The following is a 24,253-nucleotide window of genomic DNA, read 5'->3' on the forward strand; positions in this document are numbered from 1 at the left end:
ATGTTTGTTTGCTGTTTCTCACAGTCTGCGTAAATCCCCACTGGTTATATTGACGACACCCCAAACAGTTGGCAACTTGATAGCCTCAGGGGTAAGAGCGAGAGTTGTTTGAGTGAATTCCACGCGCTCAGACGTCCCCGCCGCGATGCGTTCCATCCGGCATTCTCTCCTCGTACGCCTTCTGCCTTCGGGCGCCGATCGCACAGGCCACGCAATAAAAAATACAGGTCTGGCGGCAATTACACACATCACATCACACAATGGAGCACTAACGATGACACGTTCCTTGGGTAAATCGGGGGTTCTGAAATTCGGCATTGGGCTGATCGCGCTGACCGTGGCGGCCAGCGTTCAGGCCAAGACGTTGGTTTACTGTTCTGAAGGTTCCCCGGAAGGGTTCAACCCGCAGCTGTTTACCTCCGGCACCACCTACGACGCCAGCTCGGTACCGATCTACAACCGCCTGGTCGAATTCAAAATCGGCACCACCGAACTGCAGCCGGGCCTGGCTGAGAAGTGGGACGTCAGCGAAGACGGCAAAACCTACACCTTCCACCTGCGCAAAGGCGTGAAGTGGCAGAGCAGCAAAGACTTCAAGCCGACGCGCGACTTCAACGCCGACGACGTGGTGTTCTCCTTTGAGCGCCAGTTGGATGCGAACAACGCCTACCACAAAGTGTCCGGCGGCAGTTACGAATACTTTGAAGGCATGGACATGCCTAAGCTGATCGCCAAGATTGAAAAAGTGGACGACAACACCGTGCGCTTCGTGCTGAACCGCCCGGAGGCGCCGTTCCTGGCTGACCTGGGCATGGACTTCGCGTCCATCCTGTCCGCCGAATATGCCGACGTGATGATGAAAGCCGGCACGCCGGAGAAAGTCGACCTGAATCCGATCGGCACCGGTCCGTTCCAGCTGCTGCAATACCAGAAAGACTCCAAGATCCTGTACAAGGCATTCGACGGTTTCTGGGGCACCAAGCCGAAGATCGATCGCCTGGTGTTCTCCATCACGCCTGACGCCTCCGTGCGCTACGCCAAACTGCAGAAAAACGAATGTCAGGTGATGCCGTACCCGAACCCGGCCGATATCGCCCGCATGAAGCAAGACAAGTCCATCAACCTGATGGAACAGCCGGGCCTGAACGTGGGTTACCTGTCGTTCAACGTCGAGAAAAAGCCGCTGGATAACCTGAAGGTGCGCCAGGCGTTGACCATGGCGGTCAACAAGCAGGCGATCATCGACGCGGTTTATCAGGGCGCGGGCCAGGCGGCCAAGAACCTGATCCCGCCGACCATGTGGGGCTATAACGACGCGGTACAGGATTATGCTTACGATCCGGCCAAGGCGAAAGCACTGCTGAAAGAAGCGGGCATGGCCGACGGTTTCAGCATCGACCTGTGGGCGATGCCGGTACAGCGTCCTTACAACCCGAACGCGCGCCGCATGGCGGAAATGATCCAGGCCGACTGGGCCAAGATCGGCGTGAAAGCCAAAATCGTGACCTATGAGTGGGGTGAATACCTCAAGCGCGCCAAAGCGGGCGAGCACCAGACGGTGATGATGGGCTGGACCGGCGACAACGGGGATCCGGACAACTTCTTCGCCACGCTGTTCAGCTGCGCGGCGGCGAAAGACGGCTCCAACTACTCCCGCTGGTGCTACAAGCCGTTTGAAGATCTGATTCAACCGGCGCGCGCCGAATCCAACCACGACAAGCGCATCGAACTGTACAAGCAGGCGCAGGTGGTGATGCACGATCAGGCTCCGGCGCTGATTGTCGCACACTCCACCGTGTACGAGCCTGTGCGTAAGGAAGTGAAAGGCTACGTCGTGGATCCACTCGGTAAGCATCACTTCGAGAATGTCTCTGTAGACTGATTTCGACCGCTTTACCGGAGACGCACGAATGGACTTGCAGGGGCGCAACAGGTTTGCGCCCCTGCTGACCAGTCTCCGGCGTATGGCCGTCGAATCGTTCAAAGGCATGTGAGCGTTAATAAGCCTGGCGGACGATGAGCTGCCGGGCATTGATACAGAGAGTTCGGGATATGTTGCAGTTCATACTCCGACGTTTGGGGTTAGTTATCCCAACGTTTATCGGCATTACATTGCTGACTTTTGCATTCGTCCATATGATCCCCGGCGACCCGGTGACCATCATGGCCGGGGAACGCGGTATCTCCGCCGAGCGCCACGCGCAGCTGATGGCGGAAATGGGGCTGGACAAGCCGCTCTATCAACAATATTTCTCCTACGTGTCCAACGTGCTGCACGGCGATCTGGGCACCTCACTCAAAAGCCGCATCTCCGTCTGGAGCGAGTTCGTTCCGCGCTTTCAGGCCACGCTGGAGCTGGGCTTCTGCGCGATGCTGTTCGCGGTGCTGGTAGGCATCCCGGTTGGGGTGCTGGCGGCGGTCAAACGCGGCTCGGTCTTCGATCACACCGCGGTGGGCATCTCGCTGACCGGCTATTCGATGCCGATTTTCTGGTGGGGAATGATGCTGATCATGCTGGTGTCGGTGCAGCTTAACCTGACGCCGGTGTCGGGCCGCATCAGCGACACGGTCTTTCTCGACGACAGCCATCCGCTGACCGGCTTCATGCTGATAGACACTCTGATCTGGGGCGAGCCGGGCGACTTTATCGACGCGGTGATGCACATGATCCTGCCGGCCATCGTGCTGGGCACTATCCCGCTGGCGGTGATCGTGCGCATGACCCGCTCCTCGATGCTGGAAGTGTTGGGTGAAGACTACATCCGCACCGCGCGCGCCAAGGGCGTGAGCCGCATGCGGGTGATCGTCGTCCACGCGCTGCGCAACGCGCTGCTGCCGGTGGTGACGGTGATCGGGCTGCAGGTCGGCACCATGCTGGCCGGCGCCATTCTGACGGAAACCATCTTCTCCTGGCCGGGACTGGGCCGCTGGCTGATCGACGCGCTGCAACGCCGCGATTACCCGGTGGTGCAGGGCGGGGTGTTGTTGGTCGCCTGTATGATCATTCTGGTTAACCTGCTGGTAGACGTGCTCTACGGCGTGGTCAACCCGCGTATTCGCCACAAGAAATAAGGGGCGCTCTCATGTCTCAAATCACTGAGTCTGCAGTTAAAGGTGCGCCGAAGCCGATGACCCCGTTTCAGGAGTTCTGGCACTATTTCAAGCGCAATAAAGGGGCCGTGGTCGGCCTGGTGTATATCGTTCTGATGCTGGTGATCGCGCTCGGCGCCGGGGTGCTGGCGCCGCATGCGCCGGCGGACCAGTTCCGCGACGCGCTGCTCAAGCCGCCGGTGTGGCAAGAGGGCGGCAGCTGGCAATATCTCCTCGGCACCGACGACGTGGGCCGCGACGTGCTGTCGCGCCTGATGTACGGTGCGCGTCTGTCGCTGCTGGTCGGCTGCCTGGTGGTGGTGCTGTCGCTGATCATGGGCGTGGTGCTCGGTCTGCTGGCCGGCTACTTCGGCGGTGCGGTGGACGCGGTGATCATGCGCGTCGTCGACATCATGCTGGCCCTGCCGAGCCTGCTGCTGGCGCTGGTGCTGGTGGCGGTGTTCGGGCCGTCGATCGTCAACGCTTCGCTGGCGCTCACCTTCGTCGCGCTACCGCACTATGTGCGTCTGACGCGTGCGGCGGTGCTGGCGGAAGTGAACCGCGATTACGTCACCGCTTCGCGGGTGGCGGGCGCCGGCGCGCTGCGCCAGATGTTCGTCAACATTCTGCCTAACTGCCTGGCGCCTTTGATCGTGCAGGCTTCTCTCGGTTTCTCGAACGCCATTCTGGACATGGCCGCTCTCGGCTTTCTGGGCATGGGCGCGCAACCGCCGACGCCGGAGTGGGGCACCATGCTCTCCGACGTGCTGCAGTTCGCGCAAAGCGCCTGGTGGGTAGTGACCTTCCCCGGCCTGGCGATCCTGCTGACGGTGCTGGCATTTAACCTGATGGGGGACGGTTTGCGTGACGCTCTCGACCCCAAACTCAAGCAGTAACAGAGGACGAGAGAGATGGCGTTATTGAATGTAGACAAGCTTTCGGTGCACTTCGGTGACGAAGGCACCCCGTTTCGCGCGGTAGACCGCATCAGTTACAGCGTGGAGCAAGGCCAGGTGGTCGGCATCGTCGGTGAATCCGGCTCCGGCAAATCCGTCAGCTCGCTGGCGATCATGGGCCTGATCGATTTCCCCGGCAAGGTGATGGCCGACAAGCTGGAGTTCAACGGCCAGGATCTGCGCAAGATCTCCGAAAAAGAGCGCCGCCAGCTGGTGGGTTCTGAAGTTGCGATGATCTTCCAGGATCCGATGACCAGCCTGAACCCGTGCTATACCGTCGGTTACCAAATCATGGAGGCGCTGAAGGTGCATCAGGGCGGCAACCGCCGCACTCGCCGCCAGCGCGCTATCGACCTGCTGACCCAGGTGGGCATTCCCGATCCGGCCTCGCGGCTGGACGTGTACCCGCACCAGCTTTCCGGCGGCATGAGCCAGCGCGTGATGATCGCCATGGCCATCGCCTGTCGGCCGAAGCTGCTGATCGCCGATGAGCCGACGACCGCGCTCGACGTGACCATCCAGGCGCAGATCATCGAACTGCTGCTGGACCTGCAGCAGCGCGAAAACATGGCGCTGCTGCTGATCACCCACGATCTGGCGTTGGTGGCCGAAGCCGCGCACCACATCATCGTGATGTATGCCGGCCAGGTGGTGGAATCCGGCAAGGCGGCGGAGATTTTCCGTGCGCCGCGCCATCCTTATACCCAGGCGCTGCTGCGTGCGCTGCCGGAGTTCGCCGCCGACAAGGCGCGCCTGGCTTCGCTGCCGGGCGTGGTGCCGGGCAAATACGATCGCCCGACCGGTTGCCTGCTCAACCCGCGTTGTCCCTACGCCAACGAGCGCTGCCGTAACGAGGAGCCGGAACTGCGCAGCATTCCCGGCCGTCAGGTTAAATGTCATACACCGCTGGATGATGCGGGGAGGCCGACCGTATGAGCCAGAATCAACCTTTACTGCAGGCGATCGACCTGAAGAAGCATTACCCGGTGAAAAAGGGCCTGTTCGCGCCGGAGCGGCTGGTCAAGGCGCTGGACGGCGTCTCCTTCACCCTGGAGCGCGGCAAAACGCTGGCGGTGGTCGGCGAGTCGGGCTGCGGCAAATCGACGCTCGGCCGCCTGCTGACGATGATCGAAGTGCCGACCGGCGGCGAGCTGTACTATCAGGGGCAGGACCTGCTGAAGCCGGACGTCTCGGCCGAGAAACTGCGCCGCCAGAAGATCCAAATCGTGTTCCAGAATCCTTACGGATCGCTCAACCCGCGCAAGAAGGTCGGGCAGATCCTCGAGGAGCCGCTGTTGATCAATACCCCGCTCAGCGCCGCCGAACGGCGGGAAAAAGCGCTGGAGATGATGGCGAAGGTCGGCCTGAAGACCGAGCATTACGACCGCTACCCGCACATGTTTTCCGGCGGCCAGCGCCAGCGTATCGCCATCGCCCGTGGGTTGATGCTGAACCCGGACGTGGTGATCGCCGATGAGCCGGTGTCGGCGCTGGACGTGTCGGTGCGCGCTCAGGTGCTGAACCTGATGATGGATCTGCAGCAGGAGCTGGGGCTGTCCTATGTGTTCATCTCGCACGATCTGTCGGTGGTGGAACACATCGCCGACGAGGTGATGGTGATGTACCTCGGCCGCTGCGTGGAAAAGGGCAGCAAAGAGGCGATCTTCAACAATCCGCGCCATCCTTACACTCAGGCGCTGCTGTCGGCGACGCCGCGGTTGAACCCGGATATGCGCCGCGAGCGTATCAAGCTGACCGGCGAACTGCCCAGCCCAATGAACCCGCCGCCGGGCTGCGCGTTCAACGCCCGCTGCCGCCGCGCCTTCGGCACCTGCGTGCAGCTGCAGCCGCAGCTGAAACAGTACGGTGAGCAGATGGTGGCCTGCTTTGCGGTCGATCAGGACGAACATCCGGGGGCGTAAGGCGTCGGATTTTCCTGCTTAAATCAAACGCCGGTACTGCGCCGGCGTTTTTTATTATTCAATCAATGGGTTAGTCAGTAAACGATCGCGACAACCCGTTTTTTAAATTCTTACCTTAACGTTATTCTGACAAATCGTTATTTTTTTAAGAATCTTCGTATGAGAATAATAATCGAATAATAGAGTTTAACGGTTTGTTGTTAATAACATTCTCTCGGTCGAGCGGTTTCACTATTTTTATTATAAAAACCCAATAAAAAAGCACGCCGGCGGCGTGCTTTGGGGGGATGAGGCCGCGCTTATTGCGGGTAAGGCACCCAGTCACCGCCGTTCAGGCGAATGTAGGGCTTGCCCTGATACTGCATCACAATAGCGTTGTCGTTTTCGGAGATGACCGGGGTCTGCGGCAGCCCCTGGGTCAACGCCTGCCAGTCGACGCTGGATTCGCTGAAGACCTTGCCGTCCACCAGGCGCGACACCAGTTCAGACAGCGCCAGATAGCTGCTCGGCGTTTTGATCTGCAGCGGGCTGCCCTGATGCGGCGCCTTCATCCCAATCAGTTTGATGCCGACCGGCGTATGGGTGATGTTCGGGCTGGGAATATCGCGCAGGCCGGACATCTGCATCTTGTCGCCCACCAACGCCGCACCGTGTTCCGGCACGATCACCACCACCACTTTGCGGCCGGATTTCTCCAGCTGGTCAAGGAAGGTGTTCAGCTGATCGAACAGCTTCTGCGCGCGCGGTTGATAGTCGGCACTTTTGCTGGAGCCGACGAAGCGGTTGCCGTCGTGCAGCGGAATGACGTTGAAGAAGGTGGCGGTGCGGCCGTCACCGGCTTTTTGCTGTTGATCCAGCCAGCGGGTCAGCAATTCGAGATCGTTATAAATCGGCTCGCCGTCGAACGAGGTCAGCTCGTTGCCGATGCCGGCCTGTGACATCAGCGGTGCCTGCATGTCGCCCTGTTCACGCAGTTCTTTCAAGAAGTTGCCGAATACCCCGGAGTGATCGAGCATCAGCTGTTCCTTGAAGCCGAGCTTCGCCAGGTTGTCGAACAGGTAACACTGCTGGTTCACCGGTTGATACAGATCGTGATGCGAAAGCTGGCCGCAGCTGGCGCGCAGCAGGCGGATGGCCGCCGGGCCGCTGTAGGCGGTGGCCGAGTTGAAGCTGTCGAACATGATGTCCATCTTCGACCACAGCGGGTGATTCTGCAGGTTGGCTGCCTCCATATCGGCCCAGGCCAGCGAACAGATGTTGATCACCAGCAGATCGAACGGCTGGGCGTCGGCGGGCAAGGTGGCCGGGAACGCGGTGGCGCGGCCTTTTTCCCGCTCGTAGAACTGATTCAGGTAGGCCGTCAGATTGGCGCTGGTCGGCGGCAGGCTGTCTGCCGGCGCAGCGTCCCCCGCCGCCGGCGCCGACGTGGCCGGCGTATTGGCGCCGCCGGCCGAGGCCGTGGAGGTGGCGGGCAGCAGTGAGACCGCCGGCCCGGCGATGTTGACGATATTGAGCCACACCAGCGCCGCCACGGTGAACACCGTGACGCGCACCCACTGCGCGACGAACAGGTAGGCGATAAGCAGCACGAAGGCCGCGCCGACCATCTGCCAGTTGATAAAGCGGTTGATCAGCTCCAGCAGATACTGGGCGCTGAAGCCGGCCAGCTGCGAGCCCTGGCTGAGAATGCTGTTGATGCCCGGCAGCCAGGTGTCGTGGTAGAACAGCGCAATGCCGATCGGGATAGCGAGGTAGTGGCGCCAGCGGTGCAGGCGCGGCGATGGGATCGGCATCAGCAGAAATGCCATGAACACCAGGTTCGGCAGCGCGTGGAAATTCAGGTAGCCGAACCACAGCAGGGCGAATTTGGCCAGAAAGTAGAGGTTCCAGCCGCCCAGCCCGCGCCAGTAGCGCCACAGAGCGTTATCGGATTGCGTCTTCGAGTTTGGATTCATGGCTGCTTCTTACGTTTAATCTGAGATGAGGAGCCTGTGCGCACCCACAAACCGGCGGATTTCAAATAGCGCGGCGATAACAACAGGTTTTGCCAGTATTGACGCAAATGCGGAAAACGCCGGTGAAAGGCGTAGCCCAGCGGAATGAAGATCAGCGCGCACAGCAGGATCAGTTGCACGATGTCGTTAAGGTTCAGCATGCGGTTCCTCCTGCGGGCCGAGCGGCAGCGTGAAGGCGACCGGCTGCCGCCGTTCTGCGGGCACCTCGGCCGCTTTCACGCTGGGGCGCGGCGCGGTGCCGGCGGCGCCGGTGGCCGAAATCTGCCAGCGCCCCTGGGCCATGCGTTTGATTTCCGAAATGATATCGACGTCCTGGTGCCACACCACCCGGTTACTGAAGGCTTCATCAACCGGCAGGCGGAAGATGAACTTCAGCGCGGTATCCAAATCGTTGATGCGGCAGGTGGAGAGGAACAGCACCAGCCGCCCCTGCACGACGGTCATCACGTCGCCGAAGCGCCGCAGGTGGCACAGGGTCATCGCCTGTTCGGCGCGCAGGCCGGTGGCCGGCCGCAATGCCACCATCACCCCTTTGCCGTCCTCGGGCAGCAGCGTATTGCCCATCAGCGACAGCACCGCCTGGCTGAACGGTTCCGGCCGCATATAGCCTTTGAGCTGCAGCGGGCGCAAGCCGGCCAGCAGCGCATCGATGTCGGCGGGGACATGGCGCGAGAAGCGCTGCCCCTGAATGCCTTCGAGCATGGTCAGAAAACGCGACAGCGGCGCGACGTGCGGTACGATCAGGTTGGCGCCGCAGGCCAGCAGCAGCCGTTCGTCGCTGTAGCGCAGGCTGGCGCTCATCTCGCGTACCGCGATTTTCAGGCCGTTGCCGCGGCTGCGGCGCAGGGTGTGGATTTGGTGCGCCAGGTGATCGATTTGGTCGCTTTGGTACAGCGCGAAAATCAACGTCGCCGAGAGTCTCAGCATGCCGTGCTGCGCCAGTTCGTCGTTGCTCTCCAGCAGCTGCCAGTTGGCGGACAGCGGCGGCGCGCCTTCCAGGATGCTGCGCTCGGCCAGATACAGGCCTTCGTCGCTGCGCAAGGCGGTGGGGGAGGGTTGGCTATTTTCATCCTCACCCTGCCAGCCGCCTTCCGCGGCGTACAGCGTCAGCAGCTGATTGGCGTTGATGCCGTTTTCGGTGCTCCACCAGTTCACCAGGTATTGCGCGCTGTCCTGCTGCCATTGCAGGCTGGACAGGCCGTTCAGGATGCGATGCTGCGCGCTGAGCTGCCCCTTGAGCTTATTGATGCCGCCTCCGTGGCTGAGGATCAACAGCGTACACCCCTGCCGCCGCAGCCAGGCGGCGAGGGTACGGGTCCACTCGCGCAGCTCTTCGGTGGTGAAGGTTTGCCACAGGCTGGCGTGGGCCAGCAGGATAAGTAAGCGATTTTGCGGCCGCAGGGCGCGCATCAGATCGTCGCTCAGCTGCGTCAGCGCGGCTTTTTTCTCCGGTAATTGATACAGCGGCAGCTTCTGCAAAGCAGGCGAAGCCAGCTCGGCCAGCAGGCGATCGGGTTTATCGCCGCTGCAGATCAGGGCGACTTTATGGGTGGCAGGCTGGGCGGCGATAACCTGGCGACACAGCAGCGCGGCGTCGCTTTGCCTGTCGATATTGATCCAATAAAGCCCGGGGGCCTGCATCACCGACAGCTCTTCCCAAATCTGCCGAATGCCTAGAGAAAAAGAGTGCGCCATAGGATGTGTTCTACTTTCGTTGAAAGCCGACTAAAGGCGTTTATATTTAAAGATAGCCATTTTTATCCTGGCAATAACAAATCTCCGACGCTCTTCAACAATATTTGTTGAGAATCATCTTATTGCCTCTCTCTTTTTGTATCGTTGCTATAGTTAATTAACATAGCCTATTTTCGCCAAGGCGGAAGAATGAATCACGCACCCACCCATTTTCGTGCAGCGGCACCTGGGGAGAGCCAGGATGACCTGCAGGCGCTCAGCCAGGCTTTTTCATTGCCGAAATTAAGCTATGTCGATATTTCGCGGCAGGAGCGGTTAACGCAGATGATGACGCGCTGGCCGCTGTTGGCCGAATTGGCGCAGACCACGGGGAGCCACTGATCTATGCCGGTGATCGCGCTGCAAGGGTTGCGGGGTGGGATGGGGACGACGTCGGTCACGGCGGCGCTCGCCTGGGCGTTGCAGCAGCTGGGCGAGTCGGTGTTGGCGATCGATTTCACGCCGGACAATCTGCTGCGCCTGCATTTCAACACGCCGTTCGAGCTGGCGCGCGGCTGGGCCCGCGCGGAGCGGGACGGCGGCCGCTGGCAGGAAGGGGCGCTGCGTTACTGTGAAAACCTCGACTTTCTGCCCTTTGGCCGCCTGAATGCGGCGGAACGGCTGGAAGTGCAGCGCCAGTGTCAGCAACAGCCGGAACGCTGGCGCGACAATGTGCGCCAACTGATCGCCGGCGATCCGCAGCGCTGGATCCTGCTGGATGTTCCGGTCGGGGACGGCGTGCTGGCGCAGCAGGCGCTGCAGCTTGCCGACAGCGTGTTCGTGCTGTTGAACCCCGACGCCAACTGCCAGGTACGGCTCCATCAGCAGACGCTGCCGAACGACTGCCGTTTCCTGGTCAATCACTACTCCTCCGCCAGCCAGCTGCAGCAGGATCTGCATCAGCTGTGGCTGCAAACGTTGAGCGGCCTGTTGCCGGTGGTGATCCATCGCGACGAAGCGTTGGCGGAAGCGCTGGCGGTCAAGCAGCCGTTGGGCGAGTACCGCCCCGAGAGTCTGGCGGCGGATGAAGTGCTGACGCTGGCCAACTGGTGCCTGATCAACCTCAAGCGGGGCGTTGCGCCATGAGCCGGGTGCTGAGCCTGCTGCTGGTGCCGCCGGTGCGTCAGGCGGTGCAGATGCGCTACCGCGGCTATCGGCGCAACGGCGCGTCGGCGCTGACTGCCTTTTTCGCCACGCTGCTGGTGGCGTTGGGCTGGCTGCTGCTGCGCTTCGAATCGCCGGCCTGGCAGCGCGTGCGCGCCGGCCGCGCTTATTGGTTCCCGCATCTGTCCGCCGACCGCCCGCGCCCGGCGGATGCGCTGCGTTATCTGCTGCAGGGGCTGTGGCTGCTACTGTTTCGCAGCGGTCGCACGCCGGTGCAGCGCGACTATTTCGCCGGTTGGCGCCGCCTGCAGCAGCGCTATGCCGACTGGCTGCAGGGCCTGCCGCAACGGCTGAAGAGCGCCGGCGTGGAGCAGCGCTCGGTGGAGCGCCTCGGCCGCATGAGCCGCGGCATGCGGCGCGCGCTGTTTATTCTGGTCAGCGTGCTGGCAGCGATCCTCGCCATGCTGTGCATCTCGCAACCGTTCGATCTGCCGGCGCAGTTCGTGTTCGTCCTGCTGCTGTGGGGGATCGCGATGGTGGTGCGCCGGGTGCCGGGGCGCCTGCCGGGGTTGATGCTGATCGTGCTGTCGCTGACCGTATCCTGTCGCTACCTGTGGTGGCGCTATACCGCCACGCTGAACTGGGACGATCCGCTCAGCCTGGTGTGCGGCCTGTTGCTGCTGGTGGCGGAAACCTACGCCTGGGTGGTGCTGGTGCTGGGCTATTTCCAGACCGTCTGGCCGCTTAACCGGCAGCCGGTACCGTTGCCCGCCGATAGCGCCACCTGGCCGACCATCGATCTGATGGTGCCGACTTACAACGAAGATCTCGGGGTGGTGAAGCCCACCATCTACGCGGCGTTGGGCATCGACTGGCCGAAAGAAAAGGTGAACATCTATATCCTCGATGACGGCAACCGCCCCGAATTCCGGGCGTTCGCTGACGAAGTGGGAGTGAAATACATCGCCAGGCCGACCCACGAACACGCCAAGGCCGGCAACATCAACAATGCGCTGAAGCAGGCCACCGGCGAGTTCGTGGCGATTTTCGACTGCGACCACGTGCCGACGCGCTCCTTCCTGCAGCTGACCATGGGCTGGTTCTTCAAAGACAAAAAGCTGGCGATGCTGCAAACCCCGCACCACTTCTTCTCGCCGGATCCGTTCGAGCGCAACCTCGGCCGCTTCCGCCAGACGCCCAACGAGGGCACCTTGTTCTACGGGCTGGTGCAGGACGGTAACGACATGTGGGACGCCACCTTCTTCTGCGGCTCTTGCGCCATCCTGCGCCGCAGCGCGCTGGACGAGATCGGCGGCATTGCGGTGGAAACCGTCACCGAAGACGCCCACACCTCGCTGCGCTTGCATCGGCGCGGGCACACCTCGGCCTACATCCGCATTCCGCAGGCCGCCGGGCTGGCGACCGAGAGCCTGTCGGCGCACATCGGCCAGCGCATTCGCTGGGCGCGCGGTATGGTGCAGATCTTCCGGCTGGACAACCCGCTGCTGGGCAAGGGGCTGAAACTGGCGCAGCGCCTGTGCTACGCCAACGCCATGCTGCACTTCCTGTCGGGCATTCCGCGGCTGATCTTCCTCACTGCGCCGCTGGCGTTTTTGCTGCTGCATGCCTACATCATCTTCGCGCCGGCGCTGGCGATCGCGCTTTATGTGCTGCCGCACATGATCCACGCCAGCCTGACCAACTCGCGTATCCAGGGGAAATACCGCCATTCGTTCTGGAGCGAAATCTATGAAACCGTACTGGCCTGGTATATCGCGCGGCCGACGACGGTAGCGCTGTTCAATCCGCACAAGGGCAAATTCAACGTCACCGCCAAGGGCGGGCTGGTGGAGGAGGAGCACGTCGACTGGGTGATCACCCGGCCTTACATGTTCCTGGTGGTCCTGAACCTGGCCGGGCTGGCGTTCGGCGTCTGGCGGTTGGCCTATGGCCCGACGGACGAGGTGATGACGGTGATCATCAGCCTGGTGTGGGTGCTGTACAACATGACGATTCTCGGCGGCGCGGTGGCGGTGGCGGTGGAGGCCAAGCAGGTGCGTCAGGCGCACCGCGTGGAAATCGCCATGCCGGCGGCGATCGCGCGCGCCGACGGCCATCTGTATCCCTGCACGCTGCGCGATTACTCCGACGGCGGCGTGGGCATTGAGATGCGGGTGGAAAACGCGTTGAAAGACGGCGACAAAGCCTCGCTGCTGCTCAAGCGCGGCCAGCAGGAGTACAGCTTCCCCTGCGTGGTGACGCGCGCCTTCGGCAACAAGGTGGGGGTGCGCCTGATCGACCTCTCCACCCGTGAACACATCGATTTCATTCAGTGTACCTTCGCCCGCGCCGATACCTGGGCGCTGTGGCAGGACGGGTTCCCTGAAGACCGGCCGATCGAAAGCCTGCGCGACGTGCTGGCGCTGGGCTTCCGGGGGTATGTGCGCATGGCGGACTATGCGCCGCCGCTGGTGCGCGGTCTGCTGGTCGGGGTCACTTCGCTGACCGCCTGGGTAGTGTCGTTTATTCCGCGCGGCGTCGGCAGGGATCCGACCTTGGGTCAACAAGAAACAGTGGGTTAGCTGCGAGTTCAACCGCCCGCTCACTCGCCCGGTGAACAGGCTCCAACATTGATGATGATACGATGACGAGAAAAATAACCTGGTTAACTGCTCTGGCCTTAGGCATCAGCACCCTGTCGCAGGCCGAAACCGCCACCGCGCCGACCGTGGCGGCCCAGCCGCCGATCGCTGCGGCGGCCGATACGGCGACCGCGCCACCGCCGGCCGCCGCGCCGCAGGATCCGAATGCGCCGGTGCGCGACGTGTCGCTGCCGTTTGCGCAGATAGCGCCGCCGCCGGGCACCTTTGTTCTGCGCGGCACCCGGCCGGACGGGCAGATCGAATTCGGCGTGCGCAGCGATGAGGTGGTCTCGCAGGCGATGCTCGATATGGAGTTTACGCCGTCGCCGGCGCTGATCCCGGTGGAGTCGCACGTCAAGGTCTACCTGAACGAAGAGCTGATGGGGGTGACCACGATCGCCAAGGAGCAGCTGGGCAAGCCCAATCGCATCCAGATGGCGATCGATCCGCGCTATATCACCGATTTTAACCGCGTTCGGCTGGTGTTCGTCGGCCATTATCAGAACATCTGCGAAAACCCGGCCAGCACCTCGCTGTGGCTCGACGTCAGCAAATCGAGCGCGTTGAAGCTGCGTTTCCAGACGCTGCCGGTGAAAAACGAGCTGTCGCACTTCCCTGAGCCGTTCTTCGACAGCCGCGATAATCGGCCGCTGACGCTGCCGATGGTGTTCGCCGGCCAGCCGGATCTGGCCCAGCAGCGCGCGGCGGGCATTCTGGCGTCCTGGTTCGGCAGCAAGGCGCAGTGGCGCGGGCAATCCTTCCCGGCGCTGTACAACGCGCTGCCGACGCAGCACGCGGTGGTGTTCGCCACCAACCAGCAGCGCCCGGATTTCCTGCGCGATTATCCGGCGGTCAACGGCCCGACGGTGGAAATGATCAGCCACCCGGACAATCCGTACGTCAAACTGCTGCTGATTCAGGGGCGTGACGACAACGATTTGATCACCGCGGTGAAGGGCATCGCGCAGGGCAACATCCTGTTTCGCGGCCAGAACGTGACGGTGGACAAGGTGGAACAGCTCGCGCCGCGCCAGCCTTACGACGCGCCGAACTGGGTGCGCACCGATCGGCCGATGACCTTCGCCGAGCTGCAGCAATACGCCGAGCAGCTGCAAACCAGCGGCATCGAACCCGGCCCGATCTCGCTGACCATGAACCTGCCGCCGGATCTGTTCCTGATCCGCAGCACCGGCATCGACATGCACCTGAAATACCGTTATACGGCGCCGCGCATTCAGGACGGTTCGCGGCTGAGCGTCAGCCTGAACAACCAGTTCGTGCAGGCGTACTCGCTGGTGCCGGAACACGAGCAGGGCGCGCAGCTGCTGCGCCTGCCGCTGACGCAGGGGCTGCTCGACTCCGACAAGAACGTCAGTATTCCGGCGTTGCGGCTGGGCGCCACCAACCAGCTGCGCTTTGACTTCGATTACACCACGCTGCTGGCCAGCGGCGCGGAAGGGCGCTGCGAAACCTACTCCTTCACGCAAAACCACGCGGTGATCGACGGCGCGTCCACCATCGATTTCTCCGGCTACCGCCACTTTATGGCGATGCCGGACCTGCGCGCCTTCGCCAACGCCGGCTTCCCGTTCAGTCGCCTGGCGGATCTGTCGCAAACGCTGGTGTTGGTGAACCAGAAACCGCAGCCGGCGCAGGTCAGCGCGTTGCTGAACGCGCTAGGGGTAATCGGCGCGCAAACCGGCTACCCGGCACTGGCCTTCACGCTGAGCGACGACTGGTCGCAGGCCAAGGATCGCGACGACGATATCCTGATAGTCGGCACCATCCCGCCGGAGCTGCGCGATGACAAGAAAATCAGCCTGCTGGTGGACGCGACCCAAAGCTGGGTGAAACAGCCGACGCGGCAGCCGCCGCTGCCCACTGCGGAAGTGCTGGCGGAAGATACCAAACCGGACAGCAAGACCACCGTCAGCTCCGAGGGGGCGATGTCGGCGATCATCGGCGTGCAGTCGCCGTTCAACGACCAGCGCAGCATCGTGGCGCTGCTGGCGGACAGCCCGCGCGGCTATGAGCTGCTGAACGACGCCCTGCTGGACAGCGGCAAACGCGCCGCAGTGTTCGGCTCGGTGGCGGTGATCCGCGAATCGGGGGTGAATAGCCTGCGCGTCGGCGATATTTACTATGTCGGCCACCTGCCGTGGTGGGAGCGGCTGTGGTATGCCCTCTCAACCCATCCGGTGCTGCTGGCGGTGATCGCGGTGGTGCTGGTGGTGATCCTGGGGCTGATGCTTTGGCGCGGCCTGAAGGCCTTCAGCCGGCGTCGTCTGGCGCCTGAAGATCGGGATTGACGGCGGTGAGCGCGATGCTGCAACGCCTGTCGCTCGGCATGCTGCTGCTGTGCGCGTTCAGCGCGGCGGCGGCCTGCGAGTGGCCGGGCTGGCAACAGTACAAGCAGTACTACATCAGCCCGCAGGGGCGGGTGATCGATCCGAGCAGCCCGAACAAAATCACCACCTCCGAGGGACAGAGTTACGGCCTGTTCTTCGCCCTGGTGGCCAACGACCGGCCGACCTTCGATCGGCTGTTGGCTTGGACGGAGAACAACCTGGCGGCGGGCGATCTCAGCGCCCGTTTGCCCGCCTGGCTGTGGGGCGAGAGCGACGACAAGCAGTGGAAGGTGCTGGACGCCAATTCGGCGTCGGATGCCGATCTGTGGATCGCTTACAACCTGCTCGAAGCCGGCCGCCTGTGGAAAAGCCGGCGTTATCAAACCCTGGGGACGCTGCTGCTGCAACGCATCGGCCGCGAGGAAGTGGCCGACATTCCCGGCCTGGGCCTGATGCTGTTGCCGGGCAAAGTCGGGTTCGTGGCGGAAGATCGCTGGCGGCTGAACCCCAGCTACCTGCCGCCGCAGCTGCTGGCGCGTTTTGCGGCGCTGAACGGCCCGTGGCGCGCGATGCGCCAGGTCAATCAGCGGCTGTGGCTGGACACTGCGCCGCACGGCTTCTCACCGGACTGGGTGGTGTGGCGGGTCGGTGCCGGCTGGCAGCCGGATACCGTCAAGCCGAACGTCGGCAGCTACGACGCCATTCGGGTTTATCTGTGGGCCGGCATGCTGGCGGACGACGATGAGCACAAGGCGGCGCTGCTCGAACGCTTCCAGCCGATGGCGCAGCTCACCGCCAAACAGGGCGTGCCGCCGGAAAAAACCGATACCGCCAGCGGCAAAACCACCGGCACCGGCCCGGTCGGCTTTTCCGCCTCGATGCTGCCGATGTTGGCGACGCAGGCCGAGGCACTGACGACACAGCGGCAACGCATCAGCGAACATCCGCCGGGTGACGACGCCTATTTCAGCGCCTCGCTGACGCTGTTCGGTCAGGGGTGGGATCAACAACGTTATCGCTTTAATCGTCAGGGTGAATTGCAACCCTCGTGGGACGGCCAATGCACAACTTCAAAATAAACTGGCTGAATTTGATTCCGCTGAGTCTGGCGATGTTGCCGCAGGCACGCGCTGCGGAAGCCGTGGCGCCGGAACAGTGGTTGTTGGAACAGGTGCGTATTGGCGAGGCCGGCAACAAGGACGATCTGGTGCGCCAGTCGTTGTACCGGCTCGAGCTGATGGATCCGAACAACCCGGACGTGATCGCCGCGCGCATGCGTTTGGCGCTGCGGCAGGGCAATATGGCGCTGGCGCAGCAGCAGTTGGACAAGCTGAAAACCCTCGCGCCGCAGTCCAGCGCCTATCGCCAGGCGCAAATGAACATGCTGCTGACGCAGCCGGAAACCCGGCAAAAGCTGCAGCAGGCCCGCCTGATGGCGACCGCCGGCCGGTTGCCGGAGGCCAAGGCGCAGTACGATGCGCTGTTCCACGGCGAGCCGCCGACGCTCGATCTGGCGGTGGAATATTGGCGGCTGGTGGCGCGTTTGCCGGGGCAGGAGGCGAAGGCGTTGAAGCAGCTGCAGGCGCTGGATCAGCAATATTCCGGCAACGTGGCGCTGCGTATGTCGCTGGCGCGCATGCTGTTCAGTCAGAACCAGGACGCGCAGGCCTATGAGCTGCTGCAGAAGATTGCCGCCGATCCGGCCGGGCGCGGCGATGCCGCCGATCTGTGGCTGGACAAGGTCAAAGCGATGCCGGTCAGCGCGCAAAGCGTGGCGGCGCTCAACCGCTTCCTCGGCGTGTTCGACACCGGCGATCAGGCGACCAGCGCCCGCGAAGAGCTGGCCAGACAGCAGAAACTGTTGGCCGATCCGGCGTATCAGGCGCGGGTACGCGGCCTGGCACAGGTGGATAAAGGCGGCAGCCGGGCGGCCATTCCGGAGTTACAAAAGGCGTTGGCGGCGACGCCGAACGACGCCGAGGTGCTGGGCGCGCTCGGCCAGGCCTATTCGCGCGCCGGCAACCGCCCGCAGGCGCTGAAACTGTTCCGCCAGGCGCTGGCCGCCGACAAGAACGGCTACGACAGCGGCAAGTGGCAAAGCCTGATCAAGAGCACCGGCTACTGGCTGGCGATCGACGAAGGCGACAAGGCGCTGAAGGCCGGCAATCTCACGCTGGCCAGGCAGAAATACCAGCAGGCGCGCCAGCTCGACGACAGCAACGGCGATGCGTTTATCGGCCTGGGCGATGTGGCGGTGGCGAGCAAGGATGACGCCGCGGCGGAAGGGTTTTATCAGCAGGCGCTGCGGCGCGACCCCGGCAACGGCAGCGCGCTGCGTGGCCTGGTGAATCTCTATCAACGCCAGTCGCCGGAAAAAGCGCTGGCCTACCTCAACGGCCTGCCGCGCAGCCAACAGGCCAAACTGCGCAGCACTCTCGACGGGCTGCGGCTCGATATGTTGAAACAGCAGGCGGAGGCGCTGGCGGCACAGCAGCAGTGGCAGCAGGCGGCGGAAATCTATCGCCGCGCTCAGCCGATGGATCCCGACGACGTCTGGCTGACCTATCGCTATGCGCAGGCGCTGCGTCAGGCCGGGCAGCCGCAGCAGGCGGACGCGCTGTTCCGGCAGCTGGCGCAGCGTCAGCGCGCCAATCCGCAGTTGGCCTATGCCTATGCGCTCTACCTTTCCGGCAGCGATCGCGACGACCAGGCGCTGGCGCAGCTCAATACGCTGCCTGCGGCGCAGTGGAACGACAACATGCGCGAACTGGCGCAGCGGCTGAAAATGCAGGCGGTGATCGCGCACGCCGAACGGCTGCGGGCGGCCGGTGACGAACCGGCGGCGGAAGCCTATCTGCGCCGGCAGCCGGCGGACACCCGCATCGATTTGCTGCTGGCCGACTGGGCGCTGGCGCGCGGGGAGTATGCGGCGGCGCTGGAGGATTATCAGCGGGTGAAACGGCGCGAACCGAACAACCCGGATGCGCAACTGGGCGAGATCGAAGCCTATGTCGCGCAAGGGGATTTGGACGCGGCGCGCCAGCGGCTGAAAACCGAACCGCAGCCGCAAGACGCTTCGCTCAACAGCCAACGGCGGGTGGCCAACGCCTGGGGGGCGGTCGGCGATCCGCAGCAGGCCGAAGCGCTCTTCAGCCGGCTGAAAACGGCGGCGGCCTCGGAGCCCGTCGGGCAGACCAAGGCGCTGATCTACCGCGACGCCGCCCGTCTGGAACGGGCGCAGCGGCAACCGGAGCGGGCGCAGCAGGATTACCGCCAGGCGATGGTCGCCGGCGGCATCACGCCGACGCTGCCGCAGGGCAATGACAGCTACACCTATTTGACGCGCAATAACCCGAGTGATGATTGGTTGAAACGCGGCATCCGTTCCGACGCTGCGGATCTGTATCGGCAGCAAGACGTGAACGTCACGCTCGATCACGATTACTGGCGCTCGAGCGGCACCGGCGGCATTTCCGATTTCAACGCGCATGACACCATGCTGCAGATGGACATGCCGCTGTATGACGGGCGCGCCTTCTTGCGCACCGATACCGTGCAGCTGGACGCCGGCCGCTTCTCGACCGACGGCAGCGGCAAATACTACGAGACCTTCGGCACCTGCAATACGCAAGGGTGCCGCGGCGATGAACACCAGAAAACTACCGGCACCAGCGTGGCGGCCGGCTGGAAAAACGACCGCTGGGCCGCCGACATCGGCACGACGCCGATGGGCTTTGAGGTGGTCGACTGGACCGGCGGCCTGGCCTACAGCGGCGACTGGAACCACATCGGTTGGACGCTGGCGGCCTCGCGGCGGCCGATCTCCAGCTCGCTGCTGGCGTTCGGCGGTGCCAAAGATCCGAACACCGGCACCACCTGGGGCGGCGTGCGCGCCACCGGCGTCAGCCTGAGCGCGAGCTACGATCGCGGCGAGGCGAACGGCGTGTGGGCCGATCTCAGCGCGCACCAGATTACCGGCAAGAACGTGGCGGACAACCAGCGGCAGCGGTTGATGGCCGGCTACTACTACAAGCTGATCAACGAAGACAATCGCCGTCTGAGCATCGGGCTCAATACCATGCTGTGGCACTACCAGAAGGATTTGAGCGGCTATTCGCTGGGGCAGGGCGGCTATTACAGCCCGCAGCAATATCTGTCGCTGTCGCTGCCGGTCAACTATCGCCAGCGCACCGAAAACTGGTCGTGGGAGCTGGGCGGTTCGGTTTCGCTGTCCCATTCGAAAACCGACAGCCAGCGCCGCTATCCGCTGCAGGGGCTGATCCCGGATTCACTGCCCGATAAGTTCGCCGTCGAGGACGGCAGCGCTTCGAGCGGCGTCGGTTATACGCTGCGGGCGATCGTCGAACGCCGCCTCAGTTCGCACTGGACGCTCGGTGCCGGCATCGACATTCAGCAGGCGAAGGACTATACGCCGAGCCATGCGTTGATTTATCTGCGTTATTCCCTGGCCGGCTGGCAGGGAGATCTCGATTTGCCGCCGCAACCGCTGACGCCTTACGCCGACTTCAAGTAACCGGGAGGGGGAAGATTCGGAGTGTCGGACACCGGGGAGTTTTGTTACCCTGTGTCCGGGTCGAGTTTGTTCGCTTTAGGAAAAGACTGAAACCCGCGATTTTCTTGGCTTTGCCTGCGGCATAGCCAGATTAAAACAGCCGATGATCGAGTATACTCAGCCCGGTTCGAGGGGGCGGGGTGAGAGTCAGCCCCCTTTTTGTTTCAGCCCGATTTCACGGAGAGCAGGTTTGCGGGTCAGGCGTTCGTTAACGATTAAGCAGATGGCGACGGTGTCCGGCGTGGCGCTGGTCACGATCTGTATCTTTATCGTGATCCAGTTATTCCACTTTGTGCAGCAGCGCAGGGATGACTACGCCCAGCAACTGGAGAGTATCGCTCATTCCGTGCGCCAGCCGTTGGCGGAAGCGGTGCTGCGCATGGACGTGCCGGAAGCCAAAAAGGTGCTGAATACGCTGTTGCCGGTCGGCATTTTGAGCCGGGCGGATATCGTCTTGCCGAACGAGTTTCAGGCGCTGCACGCCAATTTCCCGCCTGAGAGGCCGGTGCCGACGCTGATCGCCCGGCTGTTTGAACTGCCGATCCAAATTTCCGTACCGCTCTATTCGCTGGAGCGGGTGCCGGCCAACCAGCAGCCGCTGGCCTATCTGGTGCTGCAGGCCGACTCGTTCCGCATGTATCAGTTTATCCTCAGCATTTTGTCGACCATGCTGTCGACCTACCTGCTGCTGGCGCTGATTCTGTCGGTGGCCATCACCTGGTGCATGAACCGGCTGATGGTGCATCCGCTGCGCGCGATGGCCAAGGAGCTGGAAAACATCTCGCAGGACGAAGCGCCCTATCACCAGCTGATGCTGCCGGCGCTGCACCAGGACGACGAGCTCGGCCTGCTGGTGCGCAACTACAACCGCAATCAACAGACGCTGGCCAAGGCGCATGCCGACATGAGTCGCCTCAGCACCCGCCATCCGGTGACCGAACTGCCGAATCCGGCGTTGCTGAACGCGTTGCTGGAACAGCATATCGCTTCCAGCCTGCGCCCCGAGCGTTTTAACCTGCTGGTGATCGGCATCGAGACGCTGCATGAGGCCTCGGGCGTGATGAGCCCGGCGATGCGTGAAGCGTTGCTGTTGGCGCTGGCGAAGAAGCTGCGCGGCTGCATCGACGAAAACGGCGTGCTGGCGCAGCTGAGCAATACCGAATTCGCCATCCTGGCCAAGGGCACCGAGCGGCCGTTCCACGCCATGCAGCTGGCGCGGCGCATCATGGCGGAGATCAACGCGCCGTTGACGCTGGAGGGGCTGGCGCTGCGGCCCAACGCCAGCATCGGCATCGCGCACTACCTCAATCAGGGGGAAAGTGCGGAACAGCTGCTGCGCAGCGCCACCTCGGCGATGATGTCCGCGCATCGTGAAGGGAAAAATCAGATCCTGTTCTTCGAACCCAGCCTGACGGAACGCACGCAGAAGCGGCTGACGCAGGAGAGCGAGATCTTGCACGGCATCGAACAGCGGCATTTTACGCTGTTCCTGCAGCCGCAGATCGACATGCAGTCCAACGAGGTGATTGGCGCCGAAGCGCTGCTGCGTTGGCAGCAGTATGACGGCAGCTATACCCTGCCGGCCGACGTTATCCCGCTCGCGGAAGAGCTGGGCGTGATCGTGCCCCTCGGCAACTGGGTGCTGGAAGAGTCCTGCCGTATCCTGGCGGACTGGCAGCAACGCGGCATTGAGCTGCCGCTGGCGGTCAACGTTTCCGGTATTCAGATGCAGGATGAGGCGTTCGTTCCACATCTGAAAAACCTGCTGGCGCAGTATCGGATCGATCCGCGCAAGCTGCTGCTGGAGATCACCGAGACGGTACGCATCGACGATCTCGACCGTGCGCTGGCGCTGCTGCGTGAGCTGCACGATCTGGGATTGTCGATCGCGCTGGACGACTTCGGCATGGGCTACTCCAGCCTGGAGTACCTGAACCGCTTGAAATCCCTGCCGATTGACTTGATTAAAATCGACCGCAGTTTCATTCAGGGGCTGCCGGCCGACGATGCGATGGTGCGCATCGTCAGCTCGATCTCTGAAGTGCTGGCGTTGCCGGTGATGGCCGAAGGCGTGGAAAACGCCGAGCAGCGCGACTGGCTGCTGAAGCACGGCATTCGCAGCGGGCAAGGATTCCTGTTTGCCCGGCCGCTGCCGCGCGAAGCGTTCGAAGCCGAGTTTTGCCGCGCGGCGCCGTGAGCGTCGCGTTACCTTTCCGGTACTTTTCCCCGTCCGAAAATCGCCATTCTTTCCCTACCTCTTTTGCGTTAGTGCAAACAAAGGCTTACGCAATTTTCAGCTTTGCACCCAGACTGACGCGTTTCAGCTCTTAAATTCACATCAACCCCGTGGGGCGGGTGCAACAAATTATTTCCATGTTGTTAAGTGGGTGTTATTTTCCGCGCAAGCGATGAACAGGCTGGATTTTTAGACTGCTGCCTGGTGCGTGTCTTCCCCCCATAGGACGTTCATATGAAAACAACAATCTTTAAGAGCCTCTATTTTCAGGTGCTGACGGCGATCACGCTGGGTATCCTGCTTGGCCATTTCTACCCTGACCTCGGCGCCGAGATGAAACCTCTGGGCGATGGCTTCGTCAAACTGATCAAGATGATTATCGCCCCGGTGATCTTCTGCACCGTGGTGACCGGCATCGCCGGCATGGAAAGCATGAAGGCGGTGGGCCGCACCGGCGCCATCGCGCTGCTGTATTTTGAAATCGTCAGCACCATCGCGCTGATTATCGGCCTGGTGATCGTCAACCTGGTGCAACCGGGCGCCGGTATGAACGTCGATCCCGGCACGCTGGACGCCAAAGCGGTAGCGGTCTACGCCGAGCAGGCCCAGCAGCAGGGCATCATTCCGTTCCTGCTGGATATCATTCCCGGCAGCGTGATCGGCGCGTTCGCCAGCGGCAACATTCTGCAGGTGCTGCTGTTCGCGGTGCTGTTCGGCTTCGCCCTGCATCGTCTGGGTGAGAAAGGGCAGCTGATCTTCAACGTGATCGACAGCTTCTCGCGGGTGATTTTCGGCATCATCAACATGATCATGCGCCTGGCGCCGCTGGGGGCCTTCGGCGCCATGGCGTTTACCATCGGTAAATACGGCGTCGGCACCCTGGTGCAACTCGGCCAGCTGATCGTGTGCTTCTACATTACCTGTATCCTGTTCGTGGTGGTGGTGTTGGGCAGCATCGCCCGCGCCAACGGCTTCAGCATCTTCAAATTCGTCAACTACATCAAAGAAGAACTGTTGATCGTGCTGGGGACCTCGTCGTCCGAGTCCGCGCTACCGCGCATGCTGGATAAAATGGAGAAGCTGGGCTGCAAGAAATCGGTGGTGGGTCTGGTGATCCCGACCGGGTACTCCTTTAACCTGGACGGCACGTCTATCTACTTGACCATGGCCGCGGTGTTTATCGCGCAGGCGACCAATACCCACATGGACATCATGCATCAGGTTACTCTGCTGGTGGTGCTGCTGCTTTCCTCCAAAGGGGCAGCGGGCGTGACCGGCAGCGGCTTTATCGTGCTGGCCGCCACCATCTCCGCCGTCGGCCATCTGCCGTTGGCCGGCCTGGCGCTGATCCTCGGCATCGATCGCTTTATGTCGGAAGCCCGCGCGCTGACCAACCTGGTGGGTAACGGGGTGGCGACCGTGGTGGTGGCGAAGTGGTGCGACCAACTGGATGAGAAACAGCTGAAAGACACGCTGAACAACAAAAACGCCGGCGCGGACAAAACGCAGCCTTCCGCCTGAATTGGCGGCGAATCACCGGCCGCAGCCGCGGCCGGTGAGGGAAACCCCCTGCCTCGTAACGATTTCTTGCATTAAAAACCCCGCTATCTATTATTTTTCACTCTAATGAGTG

The 24,253-nt window shown here is 62.5% G+C and carries 16 protein-coding genes; 13 read left to right on the forward strand and 3 right to left on the reverse strand.

Translation table 11 applies throughout. The annotated features are described in order from the left end of the window. The first annotated feature begins 274 nt into the window (after positions 1–274). From dppA to dppF, 5 genes are all read left to right on the forward strand, one after another. The gene (gene dppA, locus C3F38_RS02885) at positions 275–1,882 is read left to right on the forward strand and encodes a dipeptide ABC transporter periplasmic-binding protein DppA (RefSeq protein ID WP_047729481.1); all 1,608 of its coding nucleotides are present in this window, start codon (positions 275–277) and stop codon (positions 1,880–1,882) included. 170 nt (positions 1,883–2,052) lie between these two features. Next, positions 2,053–3,072, forward strand: a complete 1,020-nt coding sequence (gene dppB / locus C3F38_RS02890) for a dipeptide ABC transporter permease DppB (RefSeq protein WP_043129106.1) — start codon at positions 2,053–2,055, stop codon at positions 3,070–3,072. An 11-nt stretch (positions 3,073–3,083) separates the two neighbouring features. Next, positions 3,084–3,986: a dipeptide ABC transporter permease DppC gene (dppC, locus tag C3F38_RS02895; protein ID WP_038874021.1), complete on the forward strand. Its 903-nt coding sequence runs from the start codon at positions 3,084–3,086 to the stop codon at positions 3,984–3,986. 15 nt (positions 3,987–4,001) lie between these two features. Next, positions 4,002–4,982, forward strand: a complete 981-nt coding sequence (gene dppD / locus C3F38_RS02900; protein ID WP_004934132.1) for a dipeptide ABC transporter ATP-binding protein — start codon at positions 4,002–4,004, stop codon at positions 4,980–4,982. Beyond that, on the forward strand, positions 4,979–5,968 hold the full coding sequence (gene dppF, locus C3F38_RS02905; protein ID WP_047729477.1) for a dipeptide ABC transporter ATP-binding subunit DppF: 990 nt from the start codon (positions 4,979–4,981) through the stop codon (positions 5,966–5,968). Before dppD ends, dppF begins: the two co-directional genes overlap by 4 nt. Positions 5,969–6,267: 299 nt before the next feature. On the opposite strand, the gene bcsG is transcribed toward dppF, so the two are convergent. Genes bcsG through bcsE form a run of 3 tightly spaced genes read right to left on the reverse strand, consistent with a single transcriptional unit; the run spans position 6,268 to position 9,678 of the window. Then, complete coding sequence (gene bcsG, locus C3F38_RS02910) at positions 6,268–7,923, reverse strand: cellulose biosynthesis protein BcsG (protein WP_055313129.1); 1,656 nt, start codon at positions 7,921–7,923, stop codon at positions 6,268–6,270. Further along, positions 7,920–8,123 carry a cellulose biosynthesis protein BcsF gene (gene bcsF / locus C3F38_RS02915; protein ID WP_004934139.1) on the reverse strand — a complete coding sequence of 68 codons (204 nt, stop codon included), beginning with the start codon at positions 8,121–8,123 and terminating at the stop codon, positions 7,920–7,922. Before bcsF ends, bcsG begins: the two co-directional genes overlap by 4 nt. Then, positions 8,110–9,678 carry a cellulose biosynthesis protein BcsE gene (bcsE, locus tag C3F38_RS02920; RefSeq protein ID WP_047729474.1) on the reverse strand — a complete coding sequence of 523 codons (1,569 nt, stop codon included), beginning with the start codon at positions 9,676–9,678 and terminating at the stop codon, positions 8,110–8,112. The genes bcsF and bcsE overlap by 14 nt, the downstream gene beginning before the upstream one ends. A 189-nt stretch (positions 9,679–9,867) precedes the next feature. Here bcsE and bcsR point away from each other — a divergent pair, with 189 nt between their 5' ends. The 8 genes from bcsR to C3F38_RS02960 all read left to right on the forward strand — a co-directional run bounded on the left by bcsR (position 9,868) and on the right by C3F38_RS02960 (position 24,141). Beyond that, positions 9,868–10,059 carry a cellulose biosynthesis protein BcsR gene (bcsR, locus tag C3F38_RS02925; RefSeq protein ID WP_038874033.1) on the forward strand — a complete coding sequence of 64 codons (192 nt, stop codon included), beginning with the start codon at positions 9,868–9,870 and terminating at the stop codon, positions 10,057–10,059. A 3-nt stretch (positions 10,060–10,062) separates the two neighbouring features. Continuing rightward, entirely contained in the window at positions 10,063–10,803 is a 741-nt protein-coding gene (bcsQ, locus tag C3F38_RS02930) for a cellulose biosynthesis protein BcsQ (protein ID WP_047729472.1), read from the forward strand. Next, positions 10,800–13,403 carry a UDP-forming cellulose synthase catalytic subunit gene (gene bcsA / locus C3F38_RS02935; RefSeq protein ID WP_103767499.1) on the forward strand — a complete coding sequence of 868 codons (2,604 nt, stop codon included), beginning with the start codon at positions 10,800–10,802 and terminating at the stop codon, positions 13,401–13,403. The genes bcsQ and bcsA overlap by 4 nt, the downstream gene beginning before the upstream one ends. 62 nt (positions 13,404–13,465) lie before the next feature. Beyond that, a complete protein-coding gene (bcsB, locus tag C3F38_RS02940; protein ID WP_055317102.1) occupies positions 13,466–15,772 on the forward strand; it encodes a cellulose biosynthesis cyclic di-GMP-binding regulatory protein BcsB in 2,307 nt (768 codons plus the stop codon). A gap of 5 nt (positions 15,773–15,777) precedes the next feature. Continuing rightward, complete coding sequence (bcsZ, locus tag C3F38_RS02945; RefSeq protein ID WP_080213330.1) at positions 15,778–16,890, forward strand: cellulose synthase complex periplasmic endoglucanase BcsZ; 1,113 nt, start codon at positions 15,778–15,780, stop codon at positions 16,888–16,890. Further along, on the forward strand, positions 16,872–20,345 hold the full coding sequence (gene bcsC, locus C3F38_RS02950; protein WP_055317101.1) for a cellulose synthase complex outer membrane protein BcsC: 3,474 nt from the start codon (positions 16,872–16,874) through the stop codon (positions 20,343–20,345). The genes bcsZ and bcsC overlap by 19 nt, the downstream gene beginning before the upstream one ends. Before the next feature lie 229 nt (positions 20,346–20,574). Beyond that, a complete protein-coding gene (gene hmsP, locus C3F38_RS02955; protein ID WP_055317100.1) occupies positions 20,575–22,581 on the forward strand; it encodes a biofilm formation regulator HmsP in 2,007 nt (668 codons plus the stop codon). 273 nt (positions 22,582–22,854) lie between these two features. Further along, positions 22,855–24,141 (forward strand): dicarboxylate/amino acid:cation symporter, encoded by a 1,287-nt coding sequence (locus tag C3F38_RS02960; RefSeq protein WP_038874048.1) that lies wholly within the window; start codon positions 22,855–22,857, stop codon positions 24,139–24,141. The last annotated feature ends 112 nt before the right edge of the window (positions 24,142–24,253 follow it).

It is taken from the genome of Serratia sp. SSNIH1 (assembly GCF_002935055.1).
Classification (GTDB): Bacteria; Pseudomonadota; Gammaproteobacteria; order Enterobacterales; family Enterobacteriaceae; genus Serratia; species Serratia nevei.

Coding starts and splice junctions, on each gene's coding strand:
- dppF (WP_047729477.1), top strand. CDS start 4,979: ATGAGCCAGAATCAACCTTTACTGCAGGCGATCGACCTGAAGAAGCAT.
- C3F38_RS02960 (WP_038874048.1), top strand. CDS start 22,855: ATGAAAACAACAATCTTTAAGAGCCTCTATTTTCAGGTGCTGACGGCG.
- bcsE (WP_047729474.1), bottom strand. CDS start 9,678: ATGGCGCACTCTTTTTCTCTAGGCATTCGGCAGATTTGGGAAGAGCTG.
- bcsA (WP_103767499.1), top strand. CDS start 10,800: ATGAGCCGGGTGCTGAGCCTGCTGCTGGTGCCGCCGGTGCGTCAGGCG.
- dppC (WP_038874021.1), top strand. CDS start 3,084: ATGTCTCAAATCACTGAGTCTGCAGTTAAAGGTGCGCCGAAGCCGATG.
- bcsG (WP_055313129.1), bottom strand. CDS start 7,923: ATGAATCCAAACTCGAAGACGCAATCCGATAACGCTCTGTGGCGCTAC.
- bcsC (WP_055317101.1), top strand. CDS start 16,872: ATGCACAACTTCAAAATAAACTGGCTGAATTTGATTCCGCTGAGTCTG.
- bcsR (WP_038874033.1), top strand. CDS start 9,868: ATGAATCACGCACCCACCCATTTTCGTGCAGCGGCACCTGGGGAGAGC.
- bcsF (WP_004934139.1), bottom strand. CDS start 8,123: ATGCTGAACCTTAACGACATCGTGCAACTGATCCTGCTGTGCGCGCTG.
- dppA (WP_047729481.1), top strand. CDS start 275: ATGACACGTTCCTTGGGTAAATCGGGGGTTCTGAAATTCGGCATTGGG.
- bcsB (WP_055317102.1), top strand. CDS start 13,466: ATGACGAGAAAAATAACCTGGTTAACTGCTCTGGCCTTAGGCATCAGC.
- bcsQ (WP_047729472.1), top strand. CDS start 10,063: ATGCCGGTGATCGCGCTGCAAGGGTTGCGGGGTGGGATGGGGACGACG.
- dppD (WP_004934132.1), top strand. CDS start 4,002: ATGGCGTTATTGAATGTAGACAAGCTTTCGGTGCACTTCGGTGACGAA.
- dppB (WP_043129106.1), top strand. CDS start 2,053: ATGTTGCAGTTCATACTCCGACGTTTGGGGTTAGTTATCCCAACGTTT.